14 protein-coding genes are annotated in these 17,373 nt (G+C 44.8%); 12 read left to right on the top strand and 2 right to left on the bottom strand.

The window, feature by feature from the left end; translation table 11 throughout:
• Nucleotides 1-64: 64 nt before the first annotated feature.
• Entirely contained in the window at nucleotides 65-4,876 is a 4,812-nt protein-coding gene (locus G475_RS26215; RefSeq protein ID WP_051302023.1) for an S-layer homology domain-containing protein, read from the top strand.
• Nucleotides 4,877-5,338: 462 nt separating this feature from the next.
• Here the strand turns inward: G475_RS26215 and G475_RS0100945 are convergent, their stop codons facing one another.
• Nucleotides 5,339-5,728: a hypothetical protein gene (locus tag G475_RS0100945; protein WP_026699652.1), complete on the bottom strand. Its 390-nt coding sequence runs from the start codon at nucleotides 5,726-5,728 to the stop codon at nucleotides 5,339-5,341.
• Between the two features lie 184 nt (nucleotides 5,729-5,912).
• On the opposite strand from G475_RS0100945, the gene G475_RS0100940 reads away from it, so the two are divergent.
• The 9 genes from G475_RS0100940 to G475_RS0100895 all read left to right on the top strand — a co-directional run bounded on the left by G475_RS0100940 (nucleotide 5,913) and on the right by G475_RS0100895 (nucleotide 14,681).
• A complete protein-coding gene (locus G475_RS0100940) occupies nucleotides 5,913-6,365 on the top strand; it encodes a LytTR family DNA-binding domain-containing protein (protein ID WP_026699651.1) in 453 nt (150 codons plus the stop codon).
• 1 nt (nucleotide 6,366) lies between these two features.
• Nucleotides 6,367-6,780 (top strand): DUF3021 domain-containing protein, encoded by a 414-nt coding sequence (locus tag G475_RS0100935; RefSeq protein ID WP_026699650.1) that lies wholly within the window; start codon nucleotides 6,367-6,369, stop codon nucleotides 6,778-6,780.
• Nucleotides 6,781-6,863: 83 nt separating this feature from the next.
• Nucleotides 6,864-7,268: an ArsR/SmtB family transcription factor gene (locus tag G475_RS23925; protein ID WP_051302021.1), complete on the top strand. Its 405-nt coding sequence runs from the start codon at nucleotides 6,864-6,866 to the stop codon at nucleotides 7,266-7,268.
• Nucleotides 7,265-8,161, top strand: a complete 897-nt coding sequence (locus tag G475_RS0100925; RefSeq protein ID WP_026699649.1) for a cation diffusion facilitator family transporter — start codon at nucleotides 7,265-7,267, stop codon at nucleotides 8,159-8,161. Before G475_RS23925 ends, G475_RS0100925 begins: the two co-directional genes overlap by 4 nt.
• Nucleotides 8,162-8,616: 455 nt before the next feature.
• Nucleotides 8,617-9,051, top strand: a complete 435-nt coding sequence (locus tag G475_RS0100915) for a hypothetical protein (protein ID WP_026699647.1) — start codon at nucleotides 8,617-8,619, stop codon at nucleotides 9,049-9,051.
• On the top strand, nucleotides 9,030-9,224 hold the full coding sequence (locus G475_RS0100910; protein WP_026699646.1) for a hypothetical protein: 195 nt from the start codon (nucleotides 9,030-9,032) through the stop codon (nucleotides 9,222-9,224). The genes G475_RS0100915 and G475_RS0100910 overlap by 22 nt, the downstream gene beginning before the upstream one ends.
• A gap of 133 nt (nucleotides 9,225-9,357) precedes the next feature.
• Nucleotides 9,358-11,226: a cytochrome c oxidase subunit I gene (gene ctaD / locus G475_RS0100905; RefSeq protein WP_026699645.1), complete on the top strand. Its 1,869-nt coding sequence runs from the start codon at nucleotides 9,358-9,360 to the stop codon at nucleotides 11,224-11,226.
• A 320-nt stretch (nucleotides 11,227-11,546) separates the two neighbouring features.
• Nucleotides 11,547-13,760 carry an S-layer homology domain-containing protein gene (locus G475_RS26210; protein ID WP_051302019.1) on the top strand — a complete coding sequence of 738 codons (2,214 nt, stop codon included), beginning with the start codon at nucleotides 11,547-11,549 and terminating at the stop codon, nucleotides 13,758-13,760.
• A 168-nt stretch (nucleotides 13,761-13,928) separates the two neighbouring features.
• Nucleotides 13,929-14,681 (top strand): alpha/beta hydrolase, encoded by a 753-nt coding sequence (locus tag G475_RS0100895; protein WP_026699644.1) that lies wholly within the window; start codon nucleotides 13,929-13,931, stop codon nucleotides 14,679-14,681.
• Between the two features lie 61 nt (nucleotides 14,682-14,742).
• Here the strand turns inward: G475_RS0100895 and G475_RS0100890 are convergent, their stop codons facing one another.
• Nucleotides 14,743-14,937, bottom strand: a complete 195-nt coding sequence (locus G475_RS0100890) for a CsbD family protein (RefSeq protein WP_026699643.1) — start codon at nucleotides 14,935-14,937, stop codon at nucleotides 14,743-14,745.
• A 595-nt stretch (nucleotides 14,938-15,532) separates the two neighbouring features.
• On the opposite strand from G475_RS0100890, the gene G475_RS0100885 reads away from it, so the two are divergent.
• Both G475_RS0100885 and G475_RS0100880 read left to right on the top strand, forming a co-directional pair.
• Complete coding sequence (locus G475_RS0100885; protein WP_035709744.1) at nucleotides 15,533-16,492, top strand: 2-hydroxyacid dehydrogenase; 960 nt, start codon at nucleotides 15,533-15,535, stop codon at nucleotides 16,490-16,492.
• Nucleotides 16,493-17,368 carry an SMP-30/gluconolactonase/LRE family protein gene (locus G475_RS0100880; protein WP_026699641.1) on the top strand — a complete coding sequence of 292 codons (876 nt, stop codon included), beginning with the start codon at nucleotides 16,493-16,495 and terminating at the stop codon, nucleotides 17,366-17,368.
• Nucleotides 17,369-17,373: the final 5 nt, after the last annotated feature.

Here is a 17,373-nt window from a genome sequence, read left to right as displayed (position 1 = left end):
ATAGTATGTAACTAAATATTCGACCTTCCCCTGATTAGGTACATTATCATAAGGAGTAGATTCGATGTACAAAAATTTATTTTCAAAATCCGGAAAATTAGGACTTTTATTGCTAGTGTGTTTTTCTTATTTAATTACACCAGGTTTCCAATCCGAAATTGAGGCGACAACCTCAGCCTGGGAATCTGTTGGTAATGAGGGCTTTTCTGACGGTACTGCGCAATATACGGATATTGATTTTGATGACAATAATATACCATATGTTGCATATATGGATGGAAGTCAGACGGACAGAGCTACAGTCAAAAAGTTTAATGGGGATAATTGGGAAACAGTGGGGTCACCTGGATTTACACCTGGGGCTGTAGCAGGTCTCAATATGTCAATAGGACCAGATGGTACCCCGTATGTGCTATTTAAAGACGGTTCTGACGATAATTCGGCATCTGTTATGAAGTATAACGGTTCAAGTTGGGAAGTAGTAGGAAATTATGGATTTTCTGACGGAACAATATATGATAATCATATAGCGGTAGATCACGATGGAAACGTTTATGTTTTATATGTAGATGCCAGTCATTCTTATAAGTTAGTTGCTAAAAAATATAATGGAACAAGCTGGGAAACAGTCGGAAGCAATGGATTTTCAAGTTCAAATACTTCGTTCCTGAGCATCACCTTCGATACGAACAATACGCCATATGTTGTTTATTCTGATAGCGATATAACTGTAAAAAAATTCAATGGTTCAACTTGGGGAACAGTTGGAAACTCTGGGATTGCTGACGGTATTTCTCAGGGGACTGATATTGCTATTGATAGCAATAATCAATTATATGTTGCTTATCTAGAAGATTCAACTTCAGAGATAGGAGAATATAAATCTACGGTTAAAACATTTGACGGTAGTTGGCAAACGGTTGGGGAGGCCCGTTTTTCGGAAGGTTCAGGCGGTGAAATAAGCATTGCGATGGATAATAATGACGATCCGTCAGTAGTTTATACTAAAGATGCTACTGCCCAAACGTTAGTTCAAGCGTACGATTCCGCCAATAATAATTGGGAAGGCGTTGGTGGGGAACCTGTTTCTTCAGGAACATCAAATCATGCAAACTTTGTACAATCAGCTGATGATAACCTATATGTTGTTTTTATGGATGGTGCTAATGATAATCGTGCCACTGTTAAGAAGACTTACACAAAGTATGTACTATCCTATAACGGAAATGGTCATGAAAGCGGTGACGTACCGAGTGATCAAGTATATGATTCAAATAGTACAGCCAGTGTGGAAGGAAACGCAAATAATTTAACACGATCTGGATATAGTTTTTTAAATTGGAATACAAAAAGTGATGGAAGTGGTACTTCATTTAATGGTGGTGATGAGCTTTCTATTGGTGAGGAAGATGTGACATTATTTGCGCAATGGATTAATAATAATGCCAATTTGAGTGACGTTACGTTATCTACTGGTACGTTAGATCCTACTTTTGAGGAGAGCACTACTGATTACAATATGGATGTTACTTATGCAGAATCAAGTATCACGGTGACTCCTACGGCTGCTGATGCCAATGCTACTGTTACCGTAAACGGCGAAACGATTACAAGTGGACAACCTAGTAGCTCCATTGATTTAGATCCTGGGAACAATGAAATTGCAATACAGGTTACTGCGCAAGATGGTAGCACGAAAACGTATACTATTACAGTCAACAGAACGAAAAGCGAGCTTCTAAAACAAATTGAAGAAGCAGAGGGCATTGCAAACGAAGATTACACCGAAGACTCTTGGACAGCTTTGCAAAATGCGATCAGTGATGCGGAAGATTTGTTAAATAATGATGATGCGACACCAACCGAGGTAGATAGTGCTTTAGATGCATTACAAGCTGCCACCGACGGGCTTGTAAAAAACCCGCCGACTGCCGAGAGCGGCCGCTTTATCGAAGGCGGGAATACCATCATGATTGATTTTGGTAAAGCCGTTATGTTTGATTTAGGAGAAGGGGAAAGTGAGAATGATGGCTTTACCGTAATGGTCGATGGAACCGGAGTTACTGATGTAACCGCAGCCGTTTATGATATGGATTCATCCAAAGTCATTCTAACGTTACCGGCTGGAACTGAGCTTTCCACTGAGGAGATGGTGCATGTCGATTATGTGGGTGCAGAAGGTCATCTGAAAGGCGATGAAGCAGATGGGACAGCAGTTGAGGATTTCAGCTTTGAGGCGGAAGATCCGTTTGCTGCCGCTCTAGAGATTACATCACCCAAAGGGAATACAACGGAGCATAAGCCAACGGTGACAGGAGAAGTCTATGTAAATTCAGATGCCTTGATCGTCACGGTCAAAGATTCGGGTGGAAACCCAGTGGAGGCAGATGGAACTTTGACCTGGGCCTCAGGCGACTCCAGTTGGTCCTACGAAGTCGGGGAAGAGTTGGAGCTTGGCGATTATACGGTTGAAGCAAGGGCAACAGACGATGAACGTTCGGTGACGAAAACGCAAACATTTACCATCGGTGATGAATTAAAGCTGGAAAAAGTGACGGTCCATGATAAGACCCCGGATAAGGTGAAGTTAACCTTCAACATGCCGGTGAAAGAGGACTTGGCAGCTGTTGATTTTGCCAGCTTTGAAATGGACGGTCGTACGGTGATAGATGTAAAGGAAATCAATGGAAATGAAGTGATTGTCGAATTGAACGAATCATTTGCACCTAGTAATTCGTTAGATGTTGGATATGATGAGACGGCGGAGGGCAGTGCTGTGGTATCAAGGGGGGAAGGCAGCACAGAGCTTTCAACAATTACACCAGAAAATACGGAAGCTCAAGCTGACATTGACAAAGCCAATCATATCATCCCGCTTGAAATCGTGACAACCTTTTTGGAAGATGGGGAAATAAATATCATTTTCAACAAACCAATCAACGAAGAAGCCATCGATCTCTCAGGATTAACGTTTGGCGGAGTTCCTGTTCAGGACCCATTTGAAATTAATGGAAATAAGCTTTCGTTTGCCCTTCCGGAAGGTGCAGACGACAACACCTTAGCTTATGATGCAGACTTGGACAACAGTCATATAGAGGAGAATCTTAATTCAAACAACCAGCTTGGAGACTTGATTGGAAAAGATGCGATTGACCTTGGTGAAACACCATATCATGTAAACGAGTCCGGCCGGTTAACGGATCAAATAGGAATCATGGATGGAGATTCAACGGTTATCGCTTCTGAAAGCTTTGATGGGAATCAACCAAGCGGCTATGAAGCAAGCGTGCCAAACGACGTCAATCAGGTTGAATTAAGTCCGGCACCAGCGGCCCCAAGCGATAAGGTCGTCAAAGTTCACGTCAATGACACAAAAATTGCCGATTGGGGTCAATTACCGCTTGAAGTAGGTGAAAACACGATTACGGTCGGGATATATGACGCAGACAATCCGCGTGTGTTACTCGGTCAATATCAGTTCGAAATCACGAGAAAAAGCAGCTCAAGCGGTTCCGGCGGAAACGGCGGAAGCGGAGGCGGCGGGGGAACCTCCGAGGGTGAAGCAGAGACCGAAGTCATCGAAGTCGATGTCGCTATTGGCGGTGAAGCCCCGACAGACATTACGCGAATTCCAATCGAACGCACGACGGAAGCCGATGGAACCATCACGGATGACGTGACTTTTACAAAAGAACGAGCAGAAGAAATCGTAGATAAAGCTAAAGAAACGGGGGAAAATATCGCACGGATCATCATTCCAGATGAAAACGACGAAGTCAGTGAAGTCAATGTTGATATTCCGACAGATACCCTTTTATTACTACAAACACATGAGATCACACTTGAAATCGACAACCCGAATGTGTTCATTCAAGTTCCGAACAACTCGTTACAAGGTCTTGATGAAGACTTCTACTTCAAACTCGTACCGGTTAAAGAAGAAGATAAAAAAGAAGAAATTGAAGAGCGTGCACGTACAGAAGAAGTTGTTCGTGAATGGGTGGAGGACGAAAATATTGAAGTCGTCTCAAGACCGATGACGATTGAAACCAACCTGACAAACAGCCCTGTCACCGTGACATTGCCGTTGCGCGACATCGAATTACCAGAAGGTGCGACAGAACGAGCATCCTTCCTTGCACAATTGGGTATCTTTATTGAACACACCAATGGGGAAAAAGAAGTTGTTGTTGGACAATCTGTCACTATGCCGGGCGGGCAGCCGGGACTCAAATTTTCAATTGATCATTTCAGTACCTTCACGATCATTGACTTTCACCGTGAGCTCACACAAGATGCAGACAAGTACACGTGGTATATTAAAGGCTTTCCAGATGGTACTTTTAAGCCGAATCAATCGGTTACGCGAGCGCAATTGGCGATTATGTTAGCTCGTTTAATGGGATATGAAGGAGAACAAATAACAAGCAAACCATTTAACGATATTACTTTGTCCCACCCGTATGCTGGTAGGATTGCATTTGTGAAAGAGTATGGAATCTTTCAGGGAGATGAACAAGGTAACTTCCGACCAAACGATGTGGTGACAAGAGCACAAATGGCAGTGATAGCAGCTAACTATATGGAATTAGAAATAAAAGAGGGTATTCCTATCTCGTTTACCGACACGAAACAACATTGGGCGAAGTGGGCGATTGAAGCAACACGGGAAGCAGGAATCATCAAGGGTTATGAGAATCAAACCTTTCAACCAAATGAACCTTTAACACGAGCACAAGCCGTTGTCATGTTAAATACCATGACGAATCGACAACCCTTACATGGTGTTCCTGACCCAAGTTTTACCGATGTTCTCCCCTCCCATTGGGCCTTTGAACACATTGAAGCAGCAGCAAGAACATATTCTACACAATAGATGAGAAAAAAGCATTGGCTGGCAGAATAAAGAGACGAAATCCCAAAGGTGATGATACATTTACCTTTGGGATTTATCATGTGAACATCTTTTCCTCTATTTGGTCAAGGTTACAGAGATTTTATAAAGTCGTTTCCTTAGCATAAGAGATTTTTTAGGTCGAAATCAATTATAAAAATCGAGACCACTAGATCACCGGGTCGCGTTCTTATTGTTCTCTAAATTACTTTTGAACCCATTAGCAGGAAAGAAAAGGAGAAGTAGTGTCTTCCAAATGCTTTTGGAGGACATAAATGTAAAAAAGACGAGCTCCGCTGTTCTCCTAGCTGCCTTTGGCCCCGTTAGAATAAGCTACCCTTTGAACGAGGCGGCCCGCCCAGCAGCGGCAAGGTTCCCGGAGCTTCCTTTTCGAAGAAACGGTCACTGAAAGAACCGGGTTTCGGCGGGCACCTTGCGTTTTTCTTATTGAACGGATTCAAAGCTGAATCCATTGACGTCTGATATTTTGCCTCTCCACAGGCTTCCCTGGAGCGGTACTTTTCCCTGCGAATCAACGAGGGTAGCCTTTCTCAGATGCAGATACCCGCTTTCATAATCATCCTGATCCGTTTCTCTTTTAAACTTGTCTGCCATTTTATCAAAAAAGGTAGTCATCTTTTCTTCTAACTCACTGTTACCCCGATGCAGCGTATGCTCCAGTTCTTCCAGGTATTTTACGTTGCCGATCAGCACGCCTTTAATCGTCGCACCACCGACATTTAATGTAACATCCATTTCCGCTCCATTGTCCGCGAGGCGGACGAGATACCGCAGAACATAATCACTATGTTTGTCTTCCTGGACTTCCTTCATTTTGTTCCCTCCCTCATTCTTTTATTTGTAGTCTTTACCCGAAACCGCCCCCTTATTAATCCATTTTCTTATTCGCAGATGGATACATTTCAGCCTCCGTTTTGCACCACTTGGCAAAAACAGCTGTACGATTTGGTACTCCCTTCTTTATACTGGCAGGGACACATCAAAGGAGGGTGGACTGGTGAAAATCAATGTAGAGATTGATGAAGCCTTCGAAAAGCTGGAAGTATTGATTCGTTCCAAGGTCTGGGATCAGGAGATCGATCGGCTGATCGACCGGCTGAAAGAAAAGGAGCGAACGTATTTTGCCGGAATGAAGGGGGAGACCCGCCACATTTTCCGTGCGGAGGAACTGATTTATCTATATACGGAAAATAAAACTGTGATGGCTGCCACCCGGCAGGGAACATTTGAAATGAAGGAAAGATTATATGAATTAGAGGAAAAACTGCCAAACGATCGTTTTGTCCGTTTATCCAAATCAGTAATTGCCAACCTGGATGAACTAAAGCAGTTTGAAGCTTCCTTCAGCGGATCGCTCTGTGTTTATTTTCGCACCGGTGAAAAAGAGTATGTCTCCAGAAAATATGTAGGGAATATAAAGAAAAAAATTCAGTGGAAAGGAAAGGGATAACATGAAGACCTTGTTATTTTACAGTTATACCGGCATTAGTTTTGGTGCGTTTATCAGTGTCATGGTTTACTTTGGGATGATTGGATTTGGGGGATACACAGAATTGGACGGCGGCAGATTCGTAGTGAATTCGCTGGGGAATATGTTCTGCGGATGGTTTTTCAGCGTCGGGGCTCTGATCTTTGCGAAGGAAGACTGGAGCCTGGTTACCCGTACGATCCTCCACTTTTTCACGGTTACCATCCTTTATTTTGTCCTGTCTTTTGTAGTGGGCTGGATTCCCTTTACCATCTCCGGTTTTCTCGTGGCTGCTGCCTTATTTCTTCTATTATATATTGTGATTTGGATGAGTTTTTATGTCTATTTTTATTACGAGATGAAAAAACTAAACGAAGCAATGGAAACACGAAAATAATTTATTTCCTTTAAACATTCAAATATCCGCTTGAATATAGTATAATGTATGTAGATAAGAGCAAGGCGGAAAGAAGGGATAGAATGGCCAAACCTAATGATATATGTGAAGTTACCTGCGTGGATGAAGAAAAAGTAGCACGGCTTCACGTGTCCATTGATAACCGAAGAGTAGAACGTATGGCGGTGATGTTTAAAGGGCTGGCTGATAAAAACCGGATGAAAATTCTGCTGGCGCTTGCAGCCGAAGAAGAATTATGTGTTTGTGATGCTTCTAATCTGCTGGATGCTTCCATTGCTTCCACCTCCCATCATTTGCGTTATCTTCGTAAGTTGGGACTGGTGAAATACCGGAAAGAGGGCAAGCTGGTGTACTATTCTCTGGATGACAGCCATGTAGAAGATATCGTAACCCTTGCCAGTCATCACCAGCAGGAAGTATCCGTCCGGGAAACAGAAGAACAGGCAGTGGAGGCAGATGGTCAATGAGCCATGAACACCAACACCATCACCATCATCATCACAGCCAATCCAATATAAAAACGGCATTCTTCCTAAACTTCGGTTTTACGATCATTGAATTGATAGGCGGCATTTTGACGAACAGCATGGCCATTATTTCAGATGCCATTCATGATTTGGGAGATTCCCTATCGCTTGGCACGGCATGGGTGCTGCAGAATAAGTCAGAGCAGCGGAGCAATGATACCTTTACCTTCGGTTACCGCCGGTTTTCTTTACTGGGAGCGCTCGTCAACAGCCTTGTATTAATTGCCGGCTCTTTATTTGTGCTATCTGAAGCCGTTCCCAGGCTGTTGAACCCGGAAACTCCTCATGCTGGCGGAATGCTTATGCTTTCTCTGCTTGGCATGGCTGTCAATGGAGCCGCTGTTCTGAAAATGAAGTCCGGCAGAACCATGAACGAGAAGGTAGTGTCCTGGCATTTGCTTGAAGATGTGCTCGGCTGGGTCGCTGTCTTTATTGTGAGTGTGGTTATGATGTTTTGGGACTTTGCCATTCTCGACCCGCTGCTTTCTGTGTTAATCACCCTCTATATTTTAATCAACGTATTAAGGAATTTGAAAAAAACGCTGTTTATATTTCTCGATGGGGTCCCGGAAGAAATGGATGCCTTAAAGGTGGAAAAAAGTATACAACGTATCCCAAACGTCGAAGATACCCACCACACGCATATCTGGTCGCTGGATGGAGAACAGCACGTGCTTTCTACCCATGTCGTGCTCTGTGAGGACATCAGCAAAGAAGAAGTCATGCATGTAAAAACAGCGATAAAAGAAGCATTGCACCATTATCCGCTGGAGCATATAACGATTGAAACAGAATTCAGCGCCGAAGACTGCAGTTTAACAGCGCAGGAATAAGAAAAAGGCTGCCTTAAGGAGAAGGCAGCCTTTTTTTAAGAAGAGGAGGATATCGCTCATTGTAGTCAATGATCGGACAATGCCGGCATTTTTCTTCGACACCGGTACAGGTGGCACAAAATTGGAGGTCTCCGTGGGAAATAAAGAAAGAAAATTCCATAGCTACATTCTGTTCCACTACGCTGCAATAAGAAGATGTCCGCCGAGAAAAAAACTCCATCCTTTCTCTTCTCCTTTGTTTTCTGACGTGGAAAGGGTTTATTCACTTATCCATGTATACCCGGGTCTTTGTGCTCATAAACATAAAAATTTTCATAAGTCTTTAAATGTAGTTAAAAAGTTTTAGATTGTGTTTTTCTGTTCTAGTTATGTTTTACTGCTCCAAAGAACAGGTATATAAATAAACAGTTAAACGAGACGCGGGTGCCCGGACGTCAGAGAAAGGAAGTACCAATATGGCGAATACAATAATGCGGTGGTTGGCAATGATTTCCTTCATGATACTGCCGTTGGCCGCATGCGCCGCACAGAGTCAGCCCGCTATGTTAAAGGAACTTGATGCAGAGACATCCATGCTTTTATTCTCAGACGAACAGAATTTATCAGATGAAAAACCTTACTATAACGCATTACTGGAGAAAAATAATAAGTGCAGCAGGAAGAATGTAGAGATCAAGATTATATCTTCCCAAGAGGAGGAGATGGTCAAATACTTGGATGTTAAAAGTTTCCCTTCCTTATATGTTTTGGAAGGTACAGAAGTCATGGCCAAATACGAGGGGAAAGAAAACAATACAGAGATTAAAGCATTTATTAACCAGCACACTGACTGTGACAGGGAAGTAAATGGAGAAAGGAGGGCAGAAACATGGAAAATGAAAAATATTTAATTGTAGCCGTAGATCAGCAGGGCAACGAAATCGAGCTGGATTCATACAAAGAAAACACTGATAATCAGGAAATCATGTTCGAATGCAAAAGTCAGGCTAGGAAGTTTTATGATAAGCTGAAAGAGGATTTATTTCCTCATTCCGTTAAACTGATGACGATTAAGGAATCCTAACTGCTATTATTTTATATTGTATTTAAGGGAAAAAGCAGTCAGCTGAAAGTGCTGGCTGCTCTTTTTTTTGTGCCCGTCTCCCTGTATAACTACGTGGCAGGATGTCAACAATGGAGTCGGGAGGTTGAAAAAAATGGAAGCCGTTCAGAAAAACAAAAGTGTCCTTTGGGATTGGCTGACTACTGTCGATCATAAAAAAATAGCAATATTATACTTAATAGCAGGAACCCTGTTTTTTATAAAAGCAGGAATGATGGCGCTGTTGATGAGAATTCAGCTGATGTATCCAGAAAATTCTTTTCTATCCGGTCAGACCTATAATGAATTGCTTACCATGCATGGCACAATCATGCTGTTTTTAGCTATAACTCCACTGATATTTGCCTTTATGAATTACATTATTCCGCTCCAGATCGGGGCCAGGGATGTGGCTTTTCCATTTCTGAACGCTCTGGCTTTTTGGATTTTCTTTTTCGGAGGGCTGCTTCTTAGCGTCAGTTGGTTTTTTGGCGGAGGGCCTGATGCAGGCTGGACGGCCTACGCTCCTCTATCGACAAGAGAATACGGGATGCTGGGGATGGATTTTTATGTGCTGGGATTGCAGGTTAGCGGGATCGGTACATTGGTCTCCGCGATTAATTTTATTGTTACAATTATTAATATGCGAGCTCCTGGAATGACTATGATGAGAATGACATTATTCTGCTGGACAAGTCTTGTCGTTTCCATTCTTATTGTGTTTGCGTTCACACCTCTTGCAGCTGGGCTGGCTATGTTAATGCTGGACCGGTTGTTCAGTGGTCAGTTTTTTAACGTGGAAGCTGGTGGAAATGTATTGATTTGGCAGCATATATTCTGGGTATTCGGTCATCCGGAAGTTTACATTCTTGTCCTCCCCGCTTTTGGCATGATTTCCGAAGTGGTGCCCGCTTTCTCAAGAAAGCGGTTATTCGGCCATACCGCCATGGTATTTGCCACGCTGCTGATTGCATTCCTTGGATTTATGGTATGGGCTCATCACATGTTCACCACTGGAATCGGCCCTATTTCCAATTCGGTTTTTGCCCTTTCTTCGATGGCAATTGCCATACCAACCGGGGTGAAAATATTTAATTGGCTGTTTACGATGTGGGGCGGAAAAATTACCTTTACGACCGCTATGCTGTGTGCTTCCTCTTTTATTCCGACCTTTGTGCTTGGCGGAGTGACCGGGGTAATGGTTGCGATGGCACCGGTAGACCACTTATACCATGACACGTATTTTGTTGTCGCCCATTTCCATTATATTTTTATTGGAGGTATTGTCCTCGGCATTTTAGCCGGATTGTACTACTGGTATCCAAAAATGTTCGGCCATTTGCTGAATGAAACGTTGGGAAAGCTCATGTTTTGGTTAATGTATATCGGCTTTCATCTGACATTTTTTGTGCAGCACATTCTTGGGATTATAGGTATGCCGCGCCGCTATTCCACTTACATGGACGGCGAAGGGTTGAATACTTACAATTTCATTTCCACGATGGGTACATTTTTAATGACCGCAGCGATCGTAGTATTAATCCTGAACATCGTCTATTCGGCGTTCCGGGGGGAAAGAGTGGAATCCGGCGATCCATGGGATGCCCGAACATTAGAATGGGCCGTACCATCCCCGGTTCCGGAATATAATTTTGCGCAAATTCCGCAGGTGCGGTCCCTGGATCCTTGGTTTTACGAAAAAATACACGGAGACGGTAGAATGAAACCCGCAGCTCCGCTGTCTTCCATTCATATGCCCAGTTCTTCCATCCTGCCTTTTGTTATGGCATTTGGCTTGTTTTGGTGGGGGTTTGGTATGATTATGCTGGTATTTGAATCGACCTTTCTCCCGCCTTATCTCGTCATTGGTGCCGGCGCAACCTTAACGTTTGGGTCAATGGTCTGCCGCTCTATAAAAGAGGACCACGGCTGGCATATTTCAAAGGAAACAGTGGCAGAAACAGAACAAGAACCCCGCTCCTGACAGTTTTTGAATCATATATCCGTTTGATTCGCCGGCTGCTGTGGATTTGCCATAGCAGCCGACTTTTTTTATGAAACTGTCGTATGGACGGAATTTAGAGATAGGTAAAGGATCTAAAAGATACTCTTGCTTGAAAAAAGAATATTACGTATGGATCGCTCTTTATATCATTTGGCAGCTTACGGGACTTCCTGGTAACTTAAACCACATGTTGTACCGTGTCGAAGTTTGGGGAAAGGAATGATTTTACAGGAGGAGAAGTCATTTCATACCAGAAAAAGACATGGGGCAGCGAATCACTAACAGGAAGGGGAAACAGGATGAAGGCTTATAAGAAATCTATTTTTACGTCTATGTTGACCGGTATCTTTCTTGCAGGAACCGGCGCCGGAGCACTGGCAGCCTCGGAGCAGGAAAGGACGCAGGAGCCGGAATCTGCTGCTGAAGAAGAATCTTCGTTTGAACGACAGTCCAAAAGTATTGGGATTTATGTCGGGAGTGATTTGACAGAAGATGGCTCCACTATATTGGCAGGCTTCGGCCATGAACCGTCAAGCCACTGGATCGACATCGTACCGGAACAGCAGCATGATGAGGGTGCAACAATGGAAGTAGGCGCCACGGAAGAAGCAAGCCTGCCGGGAGAATTAATTGAGATCCCGCAGGCTGAACATACGAATAAATATATCAGCTCCAGCTATTCGGAATTTGCCGGGTTTCCACAGCCATTAACCAATGGAGGCCTGAACGATCAAGGAGTTGCCGCGCGGGATATCTGGTCTCCATCGCGGGACGAGCTGGTTGAAATGACACCGGAGCCGCAGACCGGGCCGCAGTACAGTGATCTTGCCAGAATCGCCATGGAACGGGCTTCGAGTGCAAGGGAAGCCGTGGAAATTGTCGGCGGTTTGATTGACGAATATGGGTTTACAACCTATGGCGGCAATTCTCATCTATTTGCAGATGAAAACGAAGGCTGGATTTTGATTAATTATGCCGGAGGACAGGGACTCTGGGCGGCGAAGAAACTTGATTCAGATGAAATCCGCGTATCCTATCCGGGCTATATTAATGAATTCGCTGTCGACTTTGAAAACAACGAAGACTATATGGCCTCCAGTAATCTTGTAGATTTTGCCGAAGAACAGGGCTGGCTTGAATTGGAGGAAGGCCAGGAGTATATTGATTTACAGGAAGTATACGGTATGCCGTTCCCAGCTGAGGGAGTAGAAATGGAAGAGGATCATTATACGGCGTCGCGGGACCCGCATGCGCGTGAAGAAGAGCTTCATGACATGACCGATCTCAGTCTTGAAGATATGATGGCGTATGTACGTGATCCGCGCTGGTCCAATGACTTTTCCGGCTACGGGCAGGTGGCCCATATCCGGCCGGATGTCGACAGTGAACTGCAGACCCTGTGGCTCGCCGCAACCGGCGCTGTGACCACACCTTATGTACCGATTCCAATCGCAACGGAAGAAGTGCCGCCGGAATTCCTGCAGCACCGTTATATGACCAAGGATTCGGACAGCGATTTCCTTGCGGACGACTATGCTCATCAAGAGGCAACCCGTTCCGCTGTCCGCCAGTTCAAACGGCTGATGTACTATACGTGTGCCTCCCCGCAGGATTTTCTGCATGACGTAACGGGAGAAATCGAAAGCTTCGAACAGAAAATGCTTGATGAAAGAGAGGATCTTGAAGCAGAAGCTCAGGACCTGTTGAACAATGGGCAGACAGAAGAAGCCCAGACCTTGATTACGGAAAATGTGAAAAATCGTCTGCTCCAGAGCCTGGATCTGGGAATGGAACTGACGGATAAAGTGGAAGCTGAAACGAAAGAGAACGATGGCATTCATCTGCCGGAGGGTAAAGAAGATGGCGAAACGATTCCCGCAACCAGTGAACCAATGACGGGAGGAAATAAAGTCACCTGCTACGATCCGGAACTAGACGAATACCCACGTGAATTCGGGATTTACAGCGAAACGGACGCAGAAGATCCAGCTGAACCCGATTTCAGTGATGTCGATGAGGATCATTTTGCCGTTGACGCCATAACAGAATTGGCCTCTGAAGGGATCATCAGCGGTTACAGTGACGGCACATTCCGCCCCAATGATGACATCAAACGGGAACATGCAGCAGTAATGCTTTCCCGGATATTTGATCTTGATACGGAAGCGGCTTCGGATCTACCGGAAGAAGCAGCCGTATCGGAAGATCATACGTACTACGACGAAATGGCAGCTGTGTATGAAGAAGGCTGGATGGGTCAGGGAGAGGAAGGCTTCCGTCCGGATGAAACGTTAACACGCGGACAGATGGCCCTAGTCCTGAAAAGAGCGTTTGATCTGCCTGAAGGAGAAGCAGCCTATGATGATATAGAGGAAGATCACTGGGCCTATGAAGGCATCGCTGCCATTACTTCGGCAGGCATCGCGGACGGCTATGAGGAAGACAACACCTTCCGCGCTTCGAACGATACAACCAGAGCACAACTGGCGGTTTTTCTGAATGCCGCACAATAATTAAACATCATGTCTCCCCCATACTGAAAATATGCGGTATGGGGGTATTTTTTTATTATGTTTGTGTAAAGAATATGTGAACGATGAAATTTTTTCATGACAAACGGCAGGTTTTACGCTATCCTGTGAGGAAAGTAGTATTATACCATTTTCGGGAGGGTGAGAAAGATGGAGGAAAACTATCCTGTGATGGAAGGGGCGGAGCCTTTCTATTTTGAAGGGAACGATACCGGTGTATTGGTTATTCACGGATTTACGGGAACGACCCAGAGCATGCGCCCTTTGGGGGAGAGTTTTCATCAGGCTGGTTTTACAGTGTTCGGCCCTCGCCTTGCTGGACATGGCACACACCCGGAAGATCTGGAACAAACGTCCTGGAAGCAATGGTGTGACTCCGTAGAAGAGGGGTTTCATTTTTTAAAGGAGACCTGTACCGATATATATGTAGCTGGACTTTCCATGGGGGGGACGCTGACGCTTCATCTGGCGGAGCGTTTTCCAGAGATAAAAGGGATTATTGTGATTAATGCAGCGATTGAAATCCCGGATCTCCACCCCGTTACTGCCGCCAATAACCGTTTTATGGAAACAGAAGCCCCTGATATTAAAAAAGAAGGGGTATATGAATTAACCTATGAGCGTACTCCGGTTCAATCATTCCGCGAATTGCAGAAGCTCATGGAAGACACTCAGGAAAAATTGTTGGATATCCGTGTTCCTGCCAGGATTTTTGTATCCGATGTGGATCATGTCGTACCGCCTGCAAACAGTGAAGACATTTATCACACGATCTCCGTGGAAAATAAAAGAATTATCCCTATGCATGAAAGCTATCATGTAGCGGTGCTCGACCATGATAAAGAAATGATTGCCATTGAAAGTATTGCTTTTATTAATGGACTCCCTTCGAAGACTGTATAACTTTACAGTATACAGGCAAACAGAAAAAACTGCCCCGCTTAAGAAAGCGGGACAGCTGCTGTTATCTTTCTTTATTCTCCGTATCGTTTTTCATCTCTCCAATATCTTCCTGAACTTCGCCTTTTGTTTTATCCCTTTTTCCTTCTTCCTGCAGCCCGCGATCCTCTTTCGCGTTGCCGATCTGGTCTTTGGCTTCGCCTTTTACCTTGCTTACTGCTCCTTTAATTTTATCGCTCCAACCCTCTTTTCCTGCCATCTGTATCACCTCTTCATGAATGTTTACTAGTCTATTCCCGCATGACTTCTACTTAAAACTGGTGAATGCCTGCCGATTTCCAACGAGGAGGCTGGTTGTCTTCAGATGATTGCTTCATCCGTGTTGGCGCACATTCAATTAGAGGAAGGAACAGCTTAATATGGATCTTATTTTATTACATATTCCAATAATTCCGGCGGGGCGGGCTCAAATATTAAAATCTCCGGGTTATCGTAGGGCTTGTTATCCAGGTAATAAGGAAGGCTGCACGATATACTTCTTTCCATTCGTTTGTTACCAAAGATAAAATAAATACCAAGAGCTGAAATATAAGCGCCCAGATAAAATTACTAATTTCGACGTGCAAACGGGAACGGAAATTATTGTATGGTATATATTTCAATTCTATTAAAAATTTTTGTCTCCTTCCATACTACTTCTATTCATCCACAAAGTCGGAAAAATTCTCCGTCAGAAGTGCACCGCAGGGCGGATCGTTTGATGTATGAGGCGAAGGTATCGGGTGATAATAACCCGACAATGTAGTTGAGATATGGTAGAATGAAACCATAGTTTTTAGGGGAGGACGATAAGGATGCCTGTCATTTTATCCTACATACAGCCGCCGGACGATGTTCTTGCTTTTATGAAGGAGCATGCGGAGGTCCGGGTGGTCCGGCCGAAGAAGGAAAGGGATAGATTTTATCGGGAGCTTGCGGAGGCGGATGCCTTATACGGGGCAGGACTGGAAATTGATGAGGAGCTGCTGCAGCATGCGCCGAACCTGAAAGTGATCAGCAACGTCTCCGTAGGTTACGATAACCTTAATATGAAAGCGATATCAGAAAAAGGGGTCACGGCGACTCATACCCCTACCGTCTTGATCGATACGATGGCGGATACGATGATCGGTTTAATGATTGCGACGGCCCGAAGAATTCCGGAGCTGGATCACATGGTCAAGAGCGGATCGTGGAAAAAACCGCTTACCTCGGAGCATTTTGGAACCAACATCCATCACAAGAAGCTCGGCATTATCGGCATGGGTCGTATTGGAGAAGAGACAGCACGCCGGGCGCGAGCGGCGTTTCATATGGATGTGGTCTATCACAATCGGAGCCGTAAGCCTGAAGCGGAACACAGCACCGGGGCTTCTTATGCTGAGTTGGATAACCTCCTCCATTCCTGTGATTTCATCATGCTGCTTACCCCGCTGACAGAGCAGACCCGTGGCCTTATTGGAGCGGAGGAGTTTGGGAAAATGCAGAAGCACGCGATTTTCTTAAATGGAAGCCGTGGTCCCGTGGCGGTGGAAGAAGAAATGATTCAGGCTCTGCAGGACGGAGAAATTGCGGCTGCCGGCCTGGATGTCTTTGAAAATGAACCGATTGAGCCTGATCATCCTTTCCTGCAGATGGATAACGTAGTGACCCTGCCTCATATTGGGACTGCGACCCACGAAACAAGGCATGCGATGGCTGCAGATGCAGCAAGGCAATGTGTAGATGGAGTACTTGGTAAAAAACCAAAGCATGTGATACCGGGAGGGAAATAAATGAATAAAAAAGCTGAACTCGTTGTGGACGAAAAAGCGTTGCTCGGAGAAGGGCCAAGCTGGGATGAACAGGAAGAGGCATTATATTGGGTGGATATTATGGGGAAAAACATCCACCGGTATAACCCCGGCAAGCAGACGAACCAAACATTATCTGCCGGTCAGGAACCGGGTGCTGTGGTGGTACATAAAAATAGTGAATTAATAGCAGCCATGCAGCACGGCTTTTATCTTATTGATTTTGATGAAGCGGTATTCACGCCAATTACAGATCCGGAAGAGCATCTTCCCGGCAACCGATTTAATGATGGAAAGTGTGATCCGGCCGGCCGCTTCTGGGCGGGAACCATGGCGTACGATAAACAAAAAGATCAAGCCGCCCTTTATTGTCTGGAGGCAGACCATACGGTCGCACAAAAAGTAGATAACATAGGAATATCGAACGGCCTGGCGTGGAATGCGGAGCAGACCTCCATGTATTATATTGATACGCCGACGCTTCAGGTCAGTGCTTTTGATTATGATGTAAAAAGCGGATCTATTTCTAACCGCCGTACCATCATCACGTTCTCTGGAACAGAAGGCCGTCCCGACGGTATGACCATCGATGCGGAAGGGATGCTGTGGATTGCTCATTATGGAGGCTGGAAAGTGAGCCGCTGGAATCCTGGAACGAGTGAATGTCTGGAAGAAATTGAGGTCCCTGCGAGCCAGGTAACATCCTGTGTGTTCGGCGGCAGGGATTTAAAAACATTATATATCACGACGGCGCGAAATAGTTTAAGGGAAGAGCAGCTGCAACAAGAGCCGCACGCCGGTGGTTTGTTTGCCGTGGATCTGGATGTAAAAGGCACCCTGTCGGATCGTTTTGGTTAAATAAG

Origin of the sequence: Salibacterium aidingense DSM 18341, assembly GCF_000429685.1 — a bacterium.
Classification (GTDB): domain Bacteria; phylum Bacillota; class Bacilli; order Bacillales; family Marinococcaceae; genus Salibacterium; species Salibacterium aidingense.
The sequence above is the reverse complement of the archived record's forward strand: the minus strand, read 5'-3'. Positions and strand labels throughout refer to the sequence as shown.

What these genes read in the sequence shown, in the direction of transcription:
- G475_RS0100895 (WP_026699644.1), top strand. Translation starts at nt 13,929, where the DNA reads ATGGAGGAAAACTATCCTGTGATGGAAGGGGCGGAGCCTTTCTATTTT.
- G475_RS0100890 (WP_026699643.1), bottom strand. Translation starts at nt 14,937, where the DNA reads ATGGCAGGAAAAGAGGGTTGGAGCGATAAAATTAAAGGAGCAGTAAGC.
- G475_RS0100910 (WP_026699646.1), top strand. Translation starts at nt 9,030, where the DNA reads ATGGAAAATGAAAAATATTTAATTGTAGCCGTAGATCAGCAGGGCAAC.
- G475_RS0100885 (WP_035709744.1), top strand. Translation starts at nt 15,533, where the DNA reads ATGCCTGTCATTTTATCCTACATACAGCCGCCGGACGATGTTCTTGCT.
- G475_RS0100945 (WP_026699652.1), bottom strand. Translation starts at nt 5,728, where the DNA reads ATGAAGGAAGTCCAGGAAGACAAACATAGTGATTATGTTCTGCGGTAT.
- ctaD (WP_026699645.1), top strand. Translation starts at nt 9,358, where the DNA reads ATGGAAGCCGTTCAGAAAAACAAAAGTGTCCTTTGGGATTGGCTGACT.
- G475_RS26215 (WP_051302023.1), top strand. Translation starts at nt 65, where the DNA reads ATGTACAAAAATTTATTTTCAAAATCCGGAAAATTAGGACTTTTATTG.
- G475_RS0100915 (WP_026699647.1), top strand. Translation starts at nt 8,617, where the DNA reads ATGGCGAATACAATAATGCGGTGGTTGGCAATGATTTCCTTCATGATA.
- G475_RS0100925 (WP_026699649.1), top strand. Translation starts at nt 7,265, where the DNA reads ATGAGCCATGAACACCAACACCATCACCATCATCATCACAGCCAATCC.
- G475_RS0100935 (WP_026699650.1), top strand. Translation starts at nt 6,367, where the DNA reads ATGAAGACCTTGTTATTTTACAGTTATACCGGCATTAGTTTTGGTGCG.
- G475_RS23925 (WP_051302021.1), top strand. Translation starts at nt 6,864, where the DNA reads ATGGCCAAACCTAATGATATATGTGAAGTTACCTGCGTGGATGAAGAA.
- G475_RS0100880 (WP_026699641.1), top strand. Translation starts at nt 16,493, where the DNA reads ATGAATAAAAAAGCTGAACTCGTTGTGGACGAAAAAGCGTTGCTCGGA.
- G475_RS26210 (WP_051302019.1), top strand. Translation starts at nt 11,547, where the DNA reads ATGAAGGCTTATAAGAAATCTATTTTTACGTCTATGTTGACCGGTATC.